Source organism: Kitasatospora sp. NPDC092039 (assembly GCF_044756065.1).
In the GTDB taxonomy this organism is placed as follows: Bacteria; Actinomycetota; Actinomycetes; order Streptomycetales; family Streptomycetaceae; genus Kitasatospora.
The window spans coordinates 37,698-55,649 of sequence record NZ_JBIVSD010000021.1 but is presented as its reverse complement, the minus strand read 5'-3'; the positions used below and the strand labels follow the sequence as shown (position 1 = coordinate 55,649).

General features: G+C 71.5%; 17 protein-coding genes. 13 read left to right on the top strand and 4 right to left on the bottom strand.

Annotation, left to right across the window (positions count from 1 at the left end; translation table 11 throughout):
• Positions 1 to 157 precede the first annotated feature (157 nt).
• From ACIQI7_RS32245 to ACIQI7_RS32220, 6 genes are all read left to right on the top strand, one after another.
• Positions 158 to 1,171: an AAA family ATPase gene (locus ACIQI7_RS32245; RefSeq protein ID WP_401117124.1), complete on the top strand. Its 1,014-nt coding sequence runs from the start codon at positions 158 to 160 to the stop codon at positions 1,169 to 1,171.
• Positions 1,168 to 2,379 (top strand): HAD family hydrolase, encoded by a 1,212-nt coding sequence (locus tag ACIQI7_RS32240; RefSeq protein WP_401116959.1) that lies wholly within the window; start codon positions 1,168 to 1,170, stop codon positions 2,377 to 2,379. The genes ACIQI7_RS32245 and ACIQI7_RS32240 overlap by 4 nt, the downstream gene beginning before the upstream one ends.
• Before the next feature lie 41 nt (positions 2,380 to 2,420).
• Entirely contained in the window at positions 2,421 to 3,227 is an 807-nt protein-coding gene (locus tag ACIQI7_RS32235) for a DUF1932 domain-containing protein (protein WP_401116957.1), read from the top strand.
• Between the two features lie 1,130 nt (positions 3,228 to 4,357).
• The gene (locus tag ACIQI7_RS32230; RefSeq protein WP_401116955.1) at positions 4,358 to 6,793 is read left to right on the top strand and encodes a hypothetical protein; all 2,436 of its coding nucleotides are present in this window, start codon (positions 4,358 to 4,360) and stop codon (positions 6,791 to 6,793) included.
• Positions 6,793 to 7,614 carry a DciA family protein gene (locus ACIQI7_RS32225; protein WP_401116953.1) on the top strand — a complete coding sequence of 274 codons (822 nt, stop codon included), beginning with the start codon at positions 6,793 to 6,795 and terminating at the stop codon, positions 7,612 to 7,614. Before ACIQI7_RS32230 ends, ACIQI7_RS32225 begins: the two co-directional genes overlap by 1 nt.
• Positions 7,615 to 7,745: 131 nt before the next feature.
• Positions 7,746 to 8,582: a GIY-YIG nuclease family protein gene (locus ACIQI7_RS32220; RefSeq protein WP_401116951.1), complete on the top strand. Its 837-nt coding sequence runs from the start codon at positions 7,746 to 7,748 to the stop codon at positions 8,580 to 8,582.
• A 22-nt stretch (positions 8,583 to 8,604) separates the two neighbouring features.
• Here the strand turns inward: ACIQI7_RS32220 and ACIQI7_RS32215 are convergent, their stop codons facing one another.
• Both ACIQI7_RS32215 and ACIQI7_RS32210 read right to left on the bottom strand, forming a co-directional pair.
• Positions 8,605 to 8,940: a hypothetical protein gene (locus ACIQI7_RS32215; protein ID WP_401116949.1), complete on the bottom strand. Its 336-nt coding sequence runs from the start codon at positions 8,938 to 8,940 to the stop codon at positions 8,605 to 8,607.
• Between the two features lie 583 nt (positions 8,941 to 9,523).
• Entirely contained in the window at positions 9,524 to 9,937 is a 414-nt protein-coding gene (locus tag ACIQI7_RS32210; RefSeq protein WP_401116947.1) for a hypothetical protein, read from the bottom strand.
• 262 nt (positions 9,938 to 10,199) lie between these two features.
• Here ACIQI7_RS32210 and ACIQI7_RS32205 point away from each other — a divergent pair, with 262 nt between their 5' ends.
• The 5 genes from ACIQI7_RS32205 to ACIQI7_RS32185 all read left to right on the top strand — a co-directional run bounded on the left by ACIQI7_RS32205 (position 10,200) and on the right by ACIQI7_RS32185 (position 15,549).
• Positions 10,200 to 10,946: a hypothetical protein gene (locus ACIQI7_RS32205; protein ID WP_401116945.1), complete on the top strand. Its 747-nt coding sequence runs from the start codon at positions 10,200 to 10,202 to the stop codon at positions 10,944 to 10,946.
• Positions 10,947 to 10,984: 38 nt separating this feature from the next.
• On the top strand, positions 10,985 to 11,722 hold the full coding sequence (locus ACIQI7_RS32200) for a hypothetical protein (RefSeq protein WP_401116943.1): 738 nt from the start codon (positions 10,985 to 10,987) through the stop codon (positions 11,720 to 11,722).
• Between the two features lie 319 nt (positions 11,723 to 12,041).
• Positions 12,042 to 12,329 (top strand): helix-turn-helix domain-containing protein, encoded by a 288-nt coding sequence (locus ACIQI7_RS32195; protein ID WP_401116941.1) that lies wholly within the window; start codon positions 12,042 to 12,044, stop codon positions 12,327 to 12,329.
• 310 nt (positions 12,330 to 12,639) lie between these two features.
• Positions 12,640 to 13,833 carry a lipase gene (locus ACIQI7_RS32190; RefSeq protein ID WP_401117122.1) on the top strand — a complete coding sequence of 398 codons (1,194 nt, stop codon included), beginning with the start codon at positions 12,640 to 12,642 and terminating at the stop codon, positions 13,831 to 13,833.
• Between the two features lie 441 nt (positions 13,834 to 14,274).
• The gene (locus ACIQI7_RS32185) at positions 14,275 to 15,549 is read left to right on the top strand and encodes a hypothetical protein (protein WP_401116939.1); all 1,275 of its coding nucleotides are present in this window, start codon (positions 14,275 to 14,277) and stop codon (positions 15,547 to 15,549) included.
• A gap of 78 nt (positions 15,550 to 15,627) precedes the next feature.
• On the opposite strand, the gene ACIQI7_RS32180 is transcribed toward ACIQI7_RS32185, so the two are convergent.
• Both ACIQI7_RS32180 and ACIQI7_RS32175 read right to left on the bottom strand, forming a co-directional pair.
• Entirely contained in the window at positions 15,628 to 15,807 is a 180-nt protein-coding gene (locus tag ACIQI7_RS32180) for a hypothetical protein (RefSeq protein WP_401116937.1), read from the bottom strand.
• Positions 15,808 to 15,848: 41 nt separating this feature from the next.
• Entirely contained in the window at positions 15,849 to 16,781 is a 933-nt protein-coding gene (locus ACIQI7_RS32175) for a hypothetical protein (RefSeq protein ID WP_401116935.1), read from the bottom strand.
• A 336-nt stretch (positions 16,782 to 17,117) separates the two neighbouring features.
• Between ACIQI7_RS32175 and ACIQI7_RS32170 the strand changes: the two genes are divergently transcribed.
• Positions 17,118 to 17,318 carry a hypothetical protein gene (locus ACIQI7_RS32170; protein ID WP_401116933.1) on the top strand — a complete coding sequence of 67 codons (201 nt, stop codon included), beginning with the start codon at positions 17,118 to 17,120 and terminating at the stop codon, positions 17,316 to 17,318.
• A 20-nt stretch (positions 17,319 to 17,338) separates the two neighbouring features.
• A complete protein-coding gene (locus ACIQI7_RS32165; RefSeq protein WP_401116931.1) occupies positions 17,339 to 17,947 on the top strand; it encodes a hypothetical protein in 609 nt (202 codons plus the stop codon).
• Positions 17,948 to 17,952: the final 5 nt, after the last annotated feature.

Genomic DNA, 17,952 nt, shown 5'->3' with positions numbered 1-17,952 from the left:
GGGATACATCACAGCGGCTGGGGACCTGACGAAGAATCACAGCTGCGTCATCAGCTCCATCAACGGGGCGGTACACACGTATTCACATCTGCATACACATGGGTTTTGCCTGGTCAGCCCTAGGCTGCCGGGCATGGTGACAGTGGAGGGTGGGGGCATGGCCAAGGGACGTACGGGGTGGCGGCCTGACCTGCTGCGTGCGCAGCGGGAGGCACACGGACTGACGCTGGAGAAGGCGGGGGAGAAGCTGCGCCAGGTCGCCGAGGAGGCGAAGCTCAAGGGCATCCCGGCCGCGAATCCCCAGACGCTGTGGCAGCACGAGCAGGGCGAGGTCTACCCCGGGCCGCACTACCGGCGGGCGTACTGCCTCCTGTACCGGGCGACCGACCCGCAGTTGGGCTTCCGTGCCGCGCTGCCGGGAGAGGAGACGTCGTTCCGGCTGACGCCGGCGAGCGACGACCACAACGGGACGCACGTGCTCGCTGTCGAGCGGGCGATCCACCGGATCGCCCCTGGCAACGACGAGGCCGACCACATGGGCGTGCAGCAGCGGATCCTGGACGCCTGGAAGCGCAGGCACACCGGCGGCGACCCGCACCGCCCGGTCGTAGTCCTGGTCGGCGGCTACGCCGGCAGCGGGAAGACGGAGTTCGCCCGGTTCCTCACCCAGCTGACCGGCTGGCCGCTGCTGGACAAGGACCCGCTGACCCGGCCGTTGGTGGAGCGGCTGTTGGTTTCGCTGGGAGGCGACCCGCACGACCGACACACCGATCTGTACCGCGAACAGGTACGCGACCTCGAGTACGAGTGCCTGATGCAGGCCGCCTGGGCCAACATCAACTGCCGGATCAGCACCGTGCTCACCGCACCCTTCATCGCCGAGATGACCAACGCGGACTGGATGCAGCGGCTCACGAACAAGTGCACCTCGCTCGGTGTCGACGTCGCACCGATCTGGGTCCAGTGCGACCCGGAGTCGATGCGCGAGTACATCGGCTTCCGCTCCGCGGCCCGGGACGCCTGGAAGCTGGGGCGCTGGGACGATTACCTGCAGACGATCGACGTCGACCTGCGGCCAGCCGTGCCGCACCTGGTCGTCGACAACCGGCTCGGCGCCGCGATCTCCCTCGCCGACCAGGCCCGCCAGGCGATCCGGGAGGTGTACGCGTGAACGAGGCACCCGCCGTACGCGGCGTGATCCTCTACGGCCCGCCGGCGGCCGGGAAGGACACCGTCACCCGGGCCCTGGCCGGCCTCGACCCGACGTTCTCTCTGTTCTCGCGGGTGAAGGTGGGGCCTGGCCGGTCCGCCGGCTACCGAATGGGCACGACGGAGCAGCTGGAGGAGCTGCGACGGGTGGGCGCGGTGGTGTACGAGAACTCGCGGTACGACAGCACGTACGTGACGGACCGGCCGGGCCTGGACGCTGCGTTCGCGGCCGGAGTTCCCGTGATGCATCTGGGCCAGGTCGACGGGGTGCGGTCCGTGCTCGATGGCTACCCGGCGCAGTGGCTGACCGTCCTGCTGTGGTGCCCGCGGGAGTTGACCGAGGCGCGGTCGACCGGCCGGGGCGACGCGGACACTCCGGCGCGGCTGGCCGCATGGGATGCGACCCGGGCCGATCTCGACGCCAACCCGAACTTCCGCTTCGACCTGACCATCCGCACCGACGAGGTTGGGCCCGAGGCCGCCGCCGCCCAGATCCGCCGGGCGCTCACCGCGCCGCGCGGCGACGGGGACCTGGTGCTGGTCGACTTCGACGACACGCTGATCGACCGACTCTCCGCGGTGACGGCCTGGGTGTCCGGGTACTGCACGGAACACGGTCTGGGTCCGGCTGTCGAGCAGCGGACGCTCGAGGCCATGCGGATCCGAGCGGACGTGAACCTGATCGCGGGCTTGTGCTCGGAGCTTGGCCTCCCGGAGTCGGCCGACGAACTCTGGGCGCGGTACGAGCAGGAGCTCGCCGCGTCGGTGAAGCCGTTCCCCGGCGTGATCGAGGCACTGACCGCCGCTCGGAAGGCCGGCCACCAGGTCGTCGTCGTCACCAACGGCGGCGCTCAGATTCAGCGCGCCAAGCTGAAGGCGTCCGGCATCGCCGACATGGTCGGCGCCGTGTGCATCTCCGAGGAAGTCGGCGTCCGCAAGCCGGACCGCCAGATCTTCGAGGCCGCGGCCGCCAGCGTCGGCCGGGACCTCACCCAGGGCGGGTGGATGATCGGCGACAACGCCGACCTGGACGTCGCTGGCGGCCGGTCGGCCGGGCTGCGCACTGTCTGGATCTCGCACGGTCATCCCTGGCCTGGCGGCCTGGAGCCGGACCACGTCGCACCCACCGCCGTAGAGGCGTTCGCCCTTGTCCGTGGCGGTGGCCGGTGACGTCGGACCAGCGCGTTCTCGGCGTGCTGCACCCGGGAAGCATGGGCGCAGCCGTCGCGGCCTGCGCGGTGTCGGCCGGGACCAGGGTGCTGTGGTGCCCGGCCGGCCGGAGCGCCGCGACCGTGCGGCGTGCCAAGCAGGCTGGGCTGGTGCCGGTGGCCGAGCTGGGCGAGCTCCTCCAGCAGTCCGAGGTCGTGCTGAGCCTGTGTCCGCCAGCTGTGGCAGAGGACGTCGCCCGCGAGGTCACCGGGCACGGTTTCACCGGGGTCTACGTGGAGGGCAACGCGATCAGCCCGGACCGAGTCCAGCGCATCGCCGACCTGGTGGGCCGAGGCGCCCGGGCGGTGGTCGATGGCTCGGTGATCGGCTCCCCGCCGGTCAACGGCAAGCAGACGCGGCTGTTCCTCTCCGGCCCGTCCGGCGCCACCGCGCTGGTGACGGCCTTGTTCTCCGGGACTGCGGTGTCAACGCCGGTTCTGGGCGAGGAGATCGGTCAGGCCTCCGCGCTGAAGGTGTCCTACACGGCGTACCAGAAGGCCAGCCGGGTGCTCGCTGCGCTCTCCTATGGCCTGGCGCGCCACCACGGCGTCGACCAGGCGCTGCTGGACGTGGCGGGCCAGCGGGCCGGCAGCTACCTGGTCGAGACGGACTACATCGCCAAGACGGCAACACGGGCATGGCGGTGGGCGCCGGAGATGGAGGAGGCCGCCGACACGCTGCTCGCCGCAGGGCTGCCGGACGAGGTTCTGCGCGCGGTGGCCAGCACGCTCAAGCTCTGGGCGGACACGAAGGACAACGACGACCTGTTGCTGGAGAGCGCTCTGGAACTGCTGCGGAGGTCGGCATGACAGGGGACTTGTCGGACCGTCCGATCGTTGGGACGTCAGATCGACACGAAGATCGTGCGCCTACTCTCCGCGTTGGCCGCAGGGGTACGCTTGCCCCGACAGTGATCCAAAATGAACTTCGCCGCCCGGACCCGAGGGTCCGGACGGCGTTCCAGTGGATCGGCGCCCCCTGCCAGGGGCCCGTCCCGGTCGACCACATAGGAGGTGGCGACGTGATGCAGGGTACCCGCAATGGCACCCCCTCATACGCGCGGCACCCCGCCGTGGAGTCGACCGGGAGTTCCCGGGTCTCGCTCCGGCGGGGTGCCGTCGTCGAGTCTGCGGCCGGACCCGCTGCCCCCGTGTGGGGGTGCGCTGTGACCTAGCCGTTGTTGGCGGGGCCCGGACCTTACCAGGGGTCTGAACTCCGCCCGCCGCTCCTCGGGACTTACCACCCCGATTCACTGCGGCCTACCTGCTCCACCTGCTCTCGGGCTACCAACCCTCGAGCGGGCTTGCTGGAGATCGGCTACCAACCGACCACCAGCGGCACTACCTAGTCGCACCACAACCGGCCCCTTTCCAAGGGCCACTCGCAGTACCCGGCTCCCTGGCAGGAGCCGTCTTGCAACACACCGGTCTTCCAACCGGCCGCAGTCGGGGCCTTTCCACGGGCCTCGGCTGCACCCAACCCGCAACACCCAGATCCAGAGGAAAGGAGGTCGCTGATCGGTTTTCGCCCCCGCGAGGGGGCTGTGTGTCCACACCCGCAGGGGGTGCTTCTTATCGGCACCCCGAGGGGCGCCGTCGCCCCTACCCATGTAGCAGCAGGGAGCGTTGTCATTTTGCAGCAGGTCAGCAGGCCTTTCCAGTCCCACCGTGTCCCCGTGGCGGCGGGTGGTGTCCCCGGTTTGAGCTCGGACGATGCCGGGGGGGAGGGGGGAGATCTCTCCTCCCCCCTTGCTGCCTTGGCATTCGTCCGGGGACCGGTTAGCGGACCGGTTGTCGAACCCGCCGCGCACGCTGTCGACAATGTGACGCACATCACCCATGTGGGTGAGCGTTTCGATGCCGCCCGATCGTGTCCGAACCATGGGGATCCGGCCATCCCGATACTCCCCGGCCAGCGGTCCGCTACGCCGGTGGAGTCGGTGCCCGAGCGGTCCCAGCCGGTGCCGCGTGCTCGCAGCGCCTCCCTCAAGCCGGAGACCGGGACGCGTCCGGTGTTGGCGCCGTTGGCGCTGACGGCGGTGATGCGGTCGCGGCTGCGCGGTGCGGTGCGGGCGCTGCTGGCGGAGCCGGGCCTGGCCGGTGCTCCGGACGCGGTGCGGGTGGCTGCGGTTGTACTGCTGTCGCGCACGCCGAAGGAAGCCGGCTCGGTGGAGACCGGCTCGGTGGTGATCCGCAAGGGCGAGCTGGGCCGGTGGCTGGGCCTGTCCGCGGGCCGGATGAAGGCTGTGGTCCGCCAGATGCGGGCCGCCGGCATCTCGGTGGAGACGTTCACGGACGAGGCCGGGGTCGACCAGGCGCTGGAGTGCCGACTGGACGGCCTGTGGGCGTCCAGGGGGGAGGCGGGGCATGCGCTGAACCTGACGAAGCAGGAGTTCGCCGTGTTGCACGGCCTGGTGGAGGCGCTGTTCGCGCCGGGCTGGGCGCACCGGGACGGCAGGGTGACCGTGGGCGGGCCGTTGGCCGGGCGGACGGGCCGGGGGGCGGCGACGGACCGGCTGGCGGCGCTGCTGCTGGTGCTGGAGGCGAACGAGCGCGGCCGGGTGCGGCTGTGTGGCGGGAGGGTCGACACCGGGGTGGGGCGTCCGGCGGTGACGTTGGCGCGGATGCTGGGCTGTGCTCCGTCGGGGGCGGTGGAGGTGCTGGCGCGGTTGGAGGAGGCTGAGCTGGTGGAGCGGCCGCGGCGCGGTGCGAGCGGGCTGCTGTCGCGGTCGCGGATCGTGCTGCCGGCGGTGGCGGCCGCGCACCGGGCGGCGTCGATGGGGTCGGCGGAGTTGGCCGAGCGGGCTGCTTCGGCGCGCCGGGAGGCGGCCCGGAAGGCGCCTGCTCGTCTCGTCGGCGACCTCGGTGTTGCGACCCCCCTGGGTGAGGCTCCTGTGACGGGGGAGAAGTCGCAGGTCAGCGAGGTGCAGGAGGCTGTCGGGGCCGGGATTTCAGACCTCGGTGTTACGACCCCCCTTCACACCTCTCACTCTCAGGTGGTTGAGGTAGGTGGTGATCTTGCTGTCGATGGTGGCTTTTCCGGCGTAGCCGCCGTTGGGGCTGAGCACCGTCGGCCGGAGCGCGTGGACGCGCGCGAGGACAACGCCGGCACCGGCCCGGCCGGGCAGGCCGACGCCCGTCCTGCCGTCGGCGACGGCGAGGGTGGCCCGCTGCGCGGGGACAAGCCCAACCCCAGCCCGATCGATCAGCACGACCAGGAGCGGCCGCAGGTCCCCGCGCGGCCGGTCCGCCACCGGGTCGTGCCGCGGCCGCCGCAGGACCTGGTCCAGGTCCTCGCGCCGGTGGAGTGCCTGTGGGAGCGCCTGGACCGGGCCTGGTCCAGGCGCCGGATCATCGCCGCGGTGCGGGAGGAACTGGCCGCCGTGGGTCGGCTGACCGGCGGCCAGAGCGCGGCCGCCGCGCTCGCCGACCGGCTGCGGCACCGCCTGCGTGCCCAGGGCGGCAGCGCGCTGGTCACCGATCCGGTCGGCTGGCTGCTGGTCAAGGGCCTGCCGCAGCAGGCCGGCTGCAAGCACCCGGCGTGCGACGACGGGATCCGCCTGGACACCCGCACCGCCTGCGTGACCTGCGAGCAGCAGCTCATCGACCGCCGTACCGCCCGCCAGGTCCTGGTCCGCGAAGCCGTCGCCCAGCTCCCGGCCGACACCACCGGCGACCAGCGGCGCGCCGCGATCGTCGCCCACCTGCACCGGCACGCGATGCTGCGCGCCGAGCAGCAGGTCGTCGACCGCCGGCGGGCCGAGCAGCGGCGCGCCGAGGCCGAGGCCCGCCGGGCCGAGCAGCGGGCGCGGGCCGAGGCCGCCGAAGCGGCGCGCCGGGCGCTGCCGTGCGAGGACTGCGGTACCGCCTACGCGGGCGGGCTGTGCGGATCGTGCTGGGCCGTACGGTCCATCCGCACCGCGGTGGGCGAGTGCGTGGACCTGGCCCTCGCCGGGACCGCCGACCTCGCCGACCACCAGGACGTCAACGCCGTCGCCCACCGGGTCCAGGCCGAGCTGCGCGCCGCGATGGCCGCCTCCCGCCCCGCCGGCGCGAACCGCGAGGACGTCCTCGGATCCGACCTGCAGACCGTCCGGGACGCCGTCGCCACCTACCGCACCGACGCCCTCGCCGCGCTGGCCCGCTCGCCGCTCGCCGACGCCGAGGCCGAACTCGCCCACGACACCGCGCTGCGCGCCCACCGAAACCGCCCCACCACCCAGGCCGGCGCCGAGGCGGCCGCCGAGGAGGCCCGCGCCGCCACCGCCCGCTACCTGCTCCTCGAGCGCCTGGAGACCGTACGGGCGCTGCGCGAGCGCGCCGACCGGATCCGCTCGGCCGCCGCAGCCCCGGCACGCGAGGCGGTGAACGCCTGATGACCCAGCCCCAGACCGGCAGCGCCGACCTCGCCCGCACCGCCCTACGCGCCGCCCGCCAGGCCGCCCGCACCCACGGCACCACCCCCACCCAACGAACCGCCCGCACGGTACGGACCGCGACCACCAACCGCCGCGGCCCGCGCGAACCCGAGCTCCTCGCGGAGGTCTTCCTCGCCCTGGTCGCCGCCCACGGCTGGACCCTCGGCACCGCCGGCGGAGGCCTGCGTGACCACTGGCCCACCATCGTCGGCCCCGACGCAGCCGCCCACTGGCACCTCGGCGGCTACGACCCCACCACCCGCCGCCTGCGCGTGACCGCCGACTCCCCTGTCTGGGCCGCCCAACTCCGCTACCAGACCCGCCACATCCTCACCACCCTCGACCAGCTGCGCCCCGGCACCGTCCGGGCCATCGACGTCCGCGTCGGCCCCGCCCCCGCGCCGCAGGCCGACCACGACATCGATGAGCAGCCCGCGCCCCGTCCCGCACCGACCGCGCCGGCCCGCAACCCGCTCCACGGCCACACCGCCTACCAGGAACTGCGCCGCCAACTGCGCGAGCAGGCCCTCGCCCGCCAAGCCGCACTCGACGAGGCCGCCGCCCAGCGGGAAGCGATCCTGACCCGGCACTACAACCGGCTGCGCGAACCTGAGGAAGCCCACCGCACCGCGTTCGACGACGCCCCGACCGCCGACGAACACGACCGCCAGCAGCGAGAGCGACACCGTGCCGCTCTCGCCGTCGCCCGTGCCGTCCGGGCCGGGGCGATCCCGCTGCGCACCGCCCGTCCGGCTCCGCCGCGGACCGGAGCTGCGTGATCCGCAGCCGTTCTCGCTCGTTCGGGGAAAGCCGGGACAACGGCGCGGCGAGAGCGGCAGTGTGGCCGCGACAACCGTTCGCCGGCCCCGGCCCGGGCCGCACCAGATGATCAGTAGAGAGGTGATTGCGCATGAACGAACAAGTGGGGACATCTCCACCGTTAAAGCGGATCGTCTATGCGATCGGCAGCAGCGCCTCATCGCTGGTGAAAATCGGCATCACGAAGAACTTGGCGAAGCGCTTGTTGCAGATCCGCACAATGTCCCCGCTTCCCCTATCGGTCATCTGGCAACACGAGACCGAGGACATGCAGCTCGAAACTAAGCTTCACCGGCACTTCGCCGACCGCAGACAACACGGCGAATGGTTCGACCTCAGCGACCTCGCAACAGCCCAAGCCCTGGACAGCGCGGTCCTCCGCCTGGAGTCCAGCCTGCCCACGCAAAGATCCAACAATCCGGTAGAGCCGCCTAAAGCGCCGGGGCTCGACAGCAATTCCCCCGACTGCAACTGTGGCCATTCCGCCCTCCGGCACTCAGGGCCGAATGTCAAAAACAATCCGCCGTATCTATGCGCCGCAGACGACGGGTACGGATTCGACTGCATCTGCCTCGGATACGACCCGGAACCGATGACCATGGAAAAGTGGCTCAAGCTCCGGATTCGGGCAGACTACGCGGTCCATCATCCGGCCTTCCGACCCCAGGAAGTCCGGCTCACCTCACCGCTACGTCCTTCCCTGGCCCGCGCCGTACTCAGTGACCCGAGTGCCCACCCCGAGAGCTGCGAACTCGTCCTGCGGGACGTCGGCCTCTACCTCACCGCCCTCGACCTGATCGAGCGCAACGGCTCGACGAACGCAACCGAGATCGTCGAAGCGATCGGAGGCCGGCTCTCCATCGAGGCTGTACGAGCCGACCTGAAAGCCCTCGTCAAACAGGGCTTCCTGCGCCTGGCCCCAGAGTAGAGAACTTCTTCAGGTGCCAAGTTCAGGCTCCGTAGTCGCCGTACTCCACGACCTTCCACCCCTGGGGAACCTTCCGGACCTCGACCCCGGGGGCGAGCACCTGGTGCAGGCTGGAGCCGTCCTCCCAGTCGGTGAGCGTGCTGTGGACGGTCGTGATGATCGGCTCCTCCGTGTTGTCGAAGAGCACCACCGGCTCCAGCTCAGAGTTCATGATCGCGCCGGAGTCCTTCACGATCGGCAACCACCCGACCACCGGGACCACCATGATCATGTCGTCCACCGGAATCCTGATCGCCACCCGCCACCCGTTCGGTGCCGCCACGAACCCCGCCAACCCGCTCTTCTCATCGTCCGTCATGACCACCACCTTGGCTCCACACCCGCCCTTACGTCCCGGTCTTCCCCGATTTTCCTTTCCGCCGTGAAGTCGACGGGGGAAACCAAGGTCCTCGCCGAACCCTCGGGCCCGCACCGACAAGGCACCGTGCGACGACCGGCCCGCCACGCAGCCAGCCCGGCACCCGTTCGCCAACCATCCTGCCTACCAGCGGATGCGTGAGAACGCCGCCGCCCGCAAGACCAGGCCCGAGGAAGCCGCGAGGAGATCCTGCGCCCCCAGCTGGGCTGGAAGGCTTGAACGTTCAGCAACCCGGTAGCTTGCAAGCAGAGGCCAGGCAGGCACCGCTGCCACACCGCACTCGACGGACACCCACCCATCAGCCGCCGCAGCGGCCGGCACGAGCGGCCTACCCGGCCAGGACGCGGACCGGGCCGCGGCAGACGAGCTCGCGCGGGACCTGGCCGAACTCTCCGGCGCCTACCTCGCCGCCGACGAGCCGGCCGAACCGTGCCCGCTCGCGGCCTGCGGCCGCCGGCCGGCCGGAAGCTGACAGGCCCACGGGCGGTCCCCGGTGTCCGAGCGGCGTTGGCCTGGCCGACGGTCAGTCTGTGGCCTCGGCGATGCCGCGCAGGACGGCGTCGGTGTGCTTGCGTTCGCGGCGCTGCTGGGCGGCCCAGTCGCGCATTCGCTGGACCGCTTCCGGGTCGGCCGCGGTGTCGGGGTCCATCACGGTCATGGAGCCGTCGCCGAGGTCGACGATGTGCTGCTCCATCGTGCCGGTGGCGACGATGCCCAGGACGGCGAGGAGTTCTTGCTTCACCTCGTGGGTGAGGTGCACCTGGTCGTCGTCGTCGATGTCGATCTGGCCTTCGCCGTCTGGTGAGGCGAGGGCGGCGACGGTGCCGCCGAGGAGTTGGCCCAGGACCCGGAACTGGTCGGGGTCCATGCGGGCTTGCAGGGTGTCGAGGTAGAGGCTGAGCTGGGCGGCCCGGTCGGGGGCGGTGTCGTCGTCCATCGGGTCATCCTGCCAGCCGCTACCGCCACCGCCGGCCGGGCGTCCGGGGCCAGATTCGGGGCTGGGGCCGGTGCGGACCCGCAGGACGTGCTCGTACAGATCCAGGCGGTCCTCAAGAGAGTAGAGCAGCGCTCCGCAGCCGGGGTCGCACCGTACTCCCGACCGAGCCACCACGGGGTGCTGGCCCGGCCTTGCCCGCGTCGGATCCGATGCCGGGTCGTTGATTGCCTTGCAGGCGGTGGTCAATCGAAAGGAACCTCGCGTGAGCGACACAACGACGGAAGCGGCCTGGCTGCCGCTGCTGGCGCAGCTAGGCGAGACGTTCAACGGCTGCACGGTCGAAGACGTGGCCGCCTCCGCGCACCACCCGGAAGCAGCGGCCTGGTTCGCGTACGAGGCCGTGACCAGCGTCGAGGAGCTGGCCAAGGCCCTGACCTCGCCCTGGTCCCTCCACACCCCCGAGCAGGCGGGAGCCGTCGCCGCGGCCCTGATCTCCATCGAGCACCACGTCGCCGAGGCCAAGAGCCGCCTCCTCGATGTCCTCGACGCCATGGAAGACCGCGGCGACGTTGCTGCCCTCGACCGGGCGTACGAGGACCAGGGCGCGCCGCCGGCCATCGCTATCCCTCTGCTCAGGCTCGCACCGTCCCCGGGTACAGCCGACCACCTCTTCGCGCGGTTCTCCTCCGTTCCCCTGCTGCGCCCCACGCCCGGTACGTTCGCCGAAGCGCTGCGTCAGGCCGCTGCCCACCTCGACGACCTCGTGGTCCCAGGCAGCGCCATCGACATCCACGAGGAAGCCGGCCACCCCGAGTACCAGGGCTTTCTCCAGCTCCGGCACCAGGGCAAACTCTGGCGACTTGGCTTCTACGACGAGGAGTGGTTCCTCGACGACTACCCGGCCGAGCCGGCCGAGTACGTGGTGGTGGGGAACTACTCCCTGGTCTCGTCGCACCCCCTCAAGATCGCCGAGGCGACCCGGGTCGCCCTGGCCAACCTGGCGCCGTAGCCACCTCACCCCGCGACGCCACCCGACAAGGAGCCGCAGTGCACGCAGAACTGGACGCCGGCGGCCAGCCGATTGAGAACGTCCGGCTGCGACGCGGGGACTTCCACGAGGACTGGCCGCCCGAGCGTGAGCACCTGCCAGGTTGGGGCGCCCTGATCGAGGTGCCGGCCGTCCTGGAGCTCCTGGACCTCGTCGTCGCCGGCCGACTGAACGCCGCCCGTGCCCGCTGGCTCCTCGCCCACCTTGGCGAGCAGACCGTCCGTCACCAGCACCCGCACGGCTGCGGGATCCCCGAGTGCGTCGACGGCAGGCGCTGCCGCGGCGAATTCGAAGAAGACCGGCTCCAAGAGGTCCTGCGCCGTGACCGCGTCGACGCCGTCCTCGCCGCCGAACCGGCCGACTCGCCAGCCGTCCACCCCTGCATCGCTTGTGCGGACTGCTCGGCCTGCTCCTGCTACGACGGCACCCCCGGCCACTGCCACGCCTGCCGGCTGCGCCACGCCGCTCGTACCCGCGCCCGACAGGACGTGGAGCGCTGGAACGCCGACCTCGCCGCTGGCCGGACCTACGCCCGTACCGAACACCGCCTGCACCGCTGGAACTGCCCCACCCTCAGCACGGTCGACGACCGGCTCGCCCAATTCGAGGAACTCCTCGAAGCCACCAACGGCAGGGCCGACTGGACCACCCTGCCCGAGCTGCATAGCGGCGACGAACTCCGACGCCGCGGCACCCGGACCCGGCGCTGCGCGACCTGCGGCCCCGACCCCCTGTAGGTCCGCCTTCGTGCCTCACCGGCGTGAGAGTGGATCCGTTCCCCACCACCAATCCAACGCCCTGCTGCACCCCGCCTTGCGGGGCCTCCCCTCGGACTTCCCACTTCGGAACGTAGCCCACCTGCGCTGCCGGGCGGTCTCGGTGGCCGGGCGGCTGTCCACCACGACCACGGTGGCGGGGAGGCCGCCGAGGCCGCTCGGGCCGCTGAGCCGGGCGGTCAGCTCTGTCCGCCGGACGGTGCCGCCGTCGGGGCGAACCGTAACCCGGCACCTGACCAGTCGTTATGCGTGCAGCACATAAACCATGCGGGAGGCGAATATGGGCACGTCGACGGAGGATCTGCTGCGGGCCACGGTGGCTGCGCTGCTCCGCGCCACGGGCGATTCGCAGGCCGACCTGGCGCGCGGGCTGAGGCTCAGCCAGGCGCAGGTCAGCCGGAAACTGGGCGGCCGGAACGGCTGGGCGGTGGCCGATCTCGACCGGCTCTCGGCGCACTACGGCATCGCCGTGGTCGACCTCGTGGTCGGTCCGACCCACGCGCTGAAGCTGCTGCCGGACAAGCGCCGTGTCCTCGTTGGCGGCACCCAAACAATGATCGCGGTGTAGTGGGTGTACGCCCGGCCCGCTCGCCGCTGTCCGACGTCGAAGCCGAACTCGCCCCACCGCCCTGCGCACCGTCTTCCCCGCAGGCGAGGGTGCCGGGCGGCGGCGACCGGTCTTCCCCGCGAGCGCGGGGGCCAGCCGACGACTTCGAGACCGAGCATCGAGTCGAGGCTGGCTGCCCCCGCCTGCGCGGGGAGGGCCCCGCCGCCTGACCTGGTTGCGGACGGCGCGTCCTGTGATCTTGGGCCCCGGCGGGTAACCGGGGCATAGGTTCGGGGAGGGCCCCCGAGGACGAGGAGCGGTGGCAGTGGCGATGCGGGAGTACCCGCTGGTCGACGGGCCAGTGGAGATCCGGGGCGCGCTGGATCTGGAAAGGACACCGGCGGGAGTGCTGCCCCGCCGGCTGCCGGCGTGGACCAAGGAGCAGTACCAGGACCCGTCCGTCCACGGGACGACGGTGATGCCGTCGGGGGTGCGGCTGGTGTTCCGCACCGAGGCGCGGGTACTCGAGCTGGAGGTCCTCACCTCCACGGGGCAGTTCGACGGTGACCCGGAGCCCCGGCCGACCGGGATGCTCGACCTAAGGGTGGACGGCGTCCTCACCGGCCGGCGGCGGGCGCCACTGGGCCACGTGGTGCGGATGGCGGGCCCCGGGGCCGAGCAACGGCTGACACCGGGAGAGCCGGGCGCGGTGCGCTTCGCCGGGCTGCCGGCCGGCATGAAGGACATCGAGCTGTGGCTGCCGCAGCAGACCCCCACCGAAGTCGTGGTGCTACGCGCCGACGGCGAGGTCCTGGCACCCCTGCCCGACAACCGTCCTCGCTGGGTGCACCACGGAAGCTCCATCAGCCACTGCCTCGAAGCCGACGGCCCCACCGGTACGTGGCCCGTGGTGGCGGCGTCGCTCGGAGGCGTGGAGGTGACCAACCTCAGCCAGCCGGGCAACGCCCTGCTCGACCCCTACGTCGCCCGGACGATCCGAGACCTGCCCGCCGACCTGATCAGCCTCAAGGGCGGCATCAACATCGTGGCCCTGGCCGCATTCCGGCTGCGGACGTTCGGCCCCGCGGTGCACGGATTCCTGGACACGATCCGCGACGGGCACCCGCACACCCCGCTGCTGGTGATCTCCCCAGTGAGCTGCCCCGCGCTCGACACGCGCCCCGGCCCGACCTCGGTCGGCCCGGACGGGAGGATCACCGCGCTGGGCAACCCGGCCGAGCTGGCCCGTGGGGCGCTGTCGCTTCAGGTGGTCCGGGAAGAGCTGGCACGGATCGTGGCCGTGCGGCAAGCCCGCGATCCCCACTTGCACCACCTCGACGGGCGCGCGCTGCTCGGCCCGGCCGACGTGGAGGACCTCCCCGACGGGCTGCACCCCTCGGCGGCCGCGTACCGGCGGATGGGCGAACGTTTCGCCGCCCACGCCTTCGCCGCCGGGGGGCCCTTCCGCACCCACTCGTCCGCGCGGCCGACGACCGACCCGGGAATTCCCGACAGCGACGGATGACGACCGCCGTATTCCGGCCGACGCCGGCTGGCTGCCTGCGGTCCGCCTCGGCACGTCGGATGCCGCGCCAAGTAGGCGAGAAGACCGTCCAGGGCCTGGCTCCTGGACGGCTCTGTCATCGGCCGTGGCGCACCACGTGGTGCGAACACGCTCGTTGCCGCCCCGGGCGGTCTTGTGATCGGCGGCCGGAGCGAGACCGGCCAGCGGGTGCGGTGGCGAGGTGCGGGCGGCTCGTCAGAACCTGCCCAAGCCGACGATCCCGAGAAGGCGCAGGGCACGGGGCGGTACGGCGGCGAGAGCGAAATCGGCGCCGGCAGAATTCAAACAGGTTTTCGAGCCCTAGGCATTGCGGGATGGGGGCTAATTCGAGAGCGTTGCCTGTCGATTCTAAACATTCGTACCGGTGTTTAAATTGTCGGACCCTGTTTCTATTCTCCGGATATGGCGAACGGCGTTTTCCACACCGCGTACGGCATCGAGATCAACCTGACCCTTCCCGACCTCGGCCTTCCGGATCGGCCCGGCCTGCTGGAGGAGATCACCACCCCGATCGACCGGCGCGAGCGCGAACTCCTGGAGTGCCTGGAGCACCACCGCGACGGCGCCTGCCAGGCCGAGGAGGACGGCCGGTCGCCCTGGATGACGATCCGCCGCCGGACGGTCGGCGGCTCCACCTTCTGGGTGGCCGCCCACCTGCCGGTGCGTCACACCCCCACCGCCGAGGAGAGCGCGAAGCACCAGGCGATGAAAGAGCGGATCGCCCGGGCCGCCGAACGGCACGGCCTGCACGCTGAGGTCGAGGCCCGCGCGACCGACGGAAGGATCCGTACCGACGTCCTCGTCACCGGAGACGACGGCCGGCGGATCGGCTGGGAGGCTCAGTACTCGCCGATCACCGCCGACACCGTCCGTCGCCGCTCCCGCGCGGCCGCCGAGCACGGGATTGTCCCGCTGTGGGTGACCGACACCGACCGCTCCGCCGTGGTCGAGCGGGCACCGTGGGCCCGCGTCGACGACTTCAGCTGGAAGGAGATCGCCTCCCCGCTCGCCATGGTGGTGCGCGCCGGAGTGCGGCACCTGCAGCAGTGGAAGTGCATGCCGAGCAGCGTGCGGCCCTGCCCGGTCAACGGCAGCTTCTGCGGCCGCTTCCACGCCGAGTGGTTCCTGCCCGCGCTGTGCCTGCCCGCGAAGGCCCCCACCGAGGTCGACCAGCTCGTCGTCGCCAGCGCGGACGGCGAGTTCGTGCCGATGCGCATCCCCAACCAGCGCGACCCGCGCTCCGTCTCCCGGATGTGGGTGCCCGCCGCCGACCGGGACCGCTGGCACGACATGTTCGGCCCCGACGAGGACGAGGACTCCCCGGCCGAACCCGAGACCGGGGACACCGACATCACCTACACCTGCCAGGAACTCGACGCGACCTGCCGCTACGGCGAGGAGACCTTCACCTTCAACGACCCCCGGCCCCGGCGCGGCAACTCCGCCGGCACCGGTCTGCACACCTTCGACGAGGTCCCCAAGCGGCTGTTCACGGTGCCCCGTCAGGACCGCCGGCTCGACGCCACCGAGACCCAGCGCCGCGAAGCCGCCCTCGCCCAGGGCTGCGAGCCCTGGCAGATCGGGCCGTGCGCCGGCTGCGGATCGGCGATCCGCCGCTACGGCGACGCCGGCGTCCACGCCTGCGAGGCCTGCCGAGCGAGGACCGCCCGGCGGTAGGTACTCGCCGGGCACCAACGGTGCCGGTCGGGCTCGTCGTACCGGCGGGTTCGACGGCCTACCCGCGGCAGTTCGTTGTCAGCCGCTCCGGCCTTGGAGGGCCCGGACGCCGAGGTCGTAGGCCATGGAGCCGAGGGCGAGGACGACGAGCGGCCACACCAGCGGGGAATCGGCCAGCTCCGTGCCGGACAGCAGGGCGCCGGCCACCGAGCCGGTGCTGGCCATCGCGGTGCAGGTCGGCGCGGCCGAGACGCGCACCAGCAGGCCGCGTTTCCTCCCGGGGGCAACCGGCCGCCGGCTCATCGGGTCACCGCCGCGGCGAGCGCACGCTCGGTGTGCTGGTCGCCGATGCGGGAGAGCTTACGGCGAACGCGGTCACCGACCTCGGCCGCCAGGCCGAGGTCGAGGGCGGCGTCAGCCCAACTGCCCTTGCGGATAGCCCAGAGGCTGGCGACGGAGGCCTCCATCGCGTCCAAGCTGCGGAAGACGGCATCGATCCGGCGGTTTGCGAGGCAGCGGTCCAGCGTGAGGGCGTCGGCGGCAGCCCGGTCCGGAAGAACGTCCCGGAGCGTCACGCCGTCACGGTTCGGGGTTTCCAGCAGCCATACCCGTTCGGCGCTCCGCTCGCGGACCACGCCATTGGGGCCTCGCCAACGAAAGCCGCCGGTCTTGCGGTCCCACAGCGGGGTCCATCGTCGGCGTTCGGCTGCGGTGTTCGCCCGCAGGATCTCCAGCAGCTCCGGGTCGGTGAGGTAGCTGCCGAGGCGGTCGACCCAGTCCCCGAGCAACATGGAGGTCACCGCGTCCCTCCAGCGTTCGGGTCGCGTGTGGCCGAGGATGTCACGCGTGAAGTTGTCGACGGTGGCGTGATCGCCCTCGATTGCGGCCCACCGGGCGGACAGTGCCGCCAGGAGGGTCTCGCGGGTCGGTGTCCAGTCGGAGATGAACCTCCACCACATTCCGACACCGATCCAGCCCTCCGGGACCTTCTCCGCAAGCCAGAAGAACACCCCCAGCGGCATCTTCCTAATGGTCACCGGACCAGCAGGGATACCGACCTTCCCCCCGCTCCTGCCCATCATCATGAGGCAGAGGGCCTCCTGGGTCCTGTAGCGGTCGTCGGGGCGCGGAACCGGCTTCCAGCACTTGACCGCCCGCCCGGTCCAGTGCAGCGGGTTCTGAAGAGCGGCCAGCCCTACCGGGAGCGTGCAGCCCCAGGCTTCGGTGGTCATCGTGTTCTCGTTCCTCCGTCTCGTAGGAAACTTCTCTTATTCCTCGCCCCGGCAGCGGGCCGAAACGGCAAAGAATCTTGATCCCATAAATGTGATCCGCCTCACATCAAGGGGAATCGGGCGAAGCACACCGGTACAGGCGCTGGGGAGTGGACGGTCCGCAGCGCTGGGTCGGGTGCGCTTGGTGACGCGACCTCGAGCCGAGAGCGGCCACACGCCAATGCCAGCAACGGATGGACTCCGCGGCGGCAGACAAGGGTCGGCGGTTGCCCGCAGAGGACGGTGACTGCCGGGAAACCGCCTCCATGGCCCCGTAGCGGCGGTACGGTCGGCGGCGTGACGCAGTGGGTGACGGTGACGCTGTACGGCGGTCCGCTGGACGGCGAGGAGATCGACGTGGACGCGCTGGACGGCGACCCCTGGGTGCCGATCATCTCCGGTGCCGGGTGCGCGTACCCGGGCGGCCGCAGCGTCTACGCACTGGCCCCGGACGGACGGTGGACGTGGCGGCGGGACCTGCCAGCCGACGCGCTCTGAGTAGCAGGCAGACTGCCCCGATGGACTCCACTACCCTGATCGGTCTCGTCGGGATCGGCGCCACGGCTCTGGGCACGATCGTCGGTGCCCGGACGGGCGCTGCCGGTGCGACCCGCAGCGCGCAGATCACTTCCCAGGGCCAGGTGCAGCTGGCGAACCAGGCCGCGCGCCGCCAGCTCTACACCGACGCCGTCACCACGCTGATGGCGTGCCAAGCGACCGTGGACAGCGTGATCGCCCTGGCGGCCCGGCGCACCCGCGCGGCTGATGGCCCCGACTGCCGCGACGACGTCCAGTTCCACCTGCAGCACGCAGAACCGGCCCTGGCCGCCTTCCGCCGGCACGCCGCCGCGATCAACGTCGAGGGGCCCCACTACGTCGCCCGGGCCGCCAACACCGCGCTCAACGCGTCCAATGAGATCGTGGGCCGGCTACGCGAGTGGATCGATGACGGCAGGCCCCTGCGGGAGTTCGTCCCCGCCGCCATCGAGTACGCCTGGGAAGACCAGAGGACCCTGCAGGAAAGCGTGCTCGGCTTCGCTGCCGCCTGCCAGCACACCCTCCACCCCCAGGAGTCCGCAGACCTTGCGCCTCAGCGCTGGTCGATTTCACGGTTCCGCCGGCAGTAACGCGG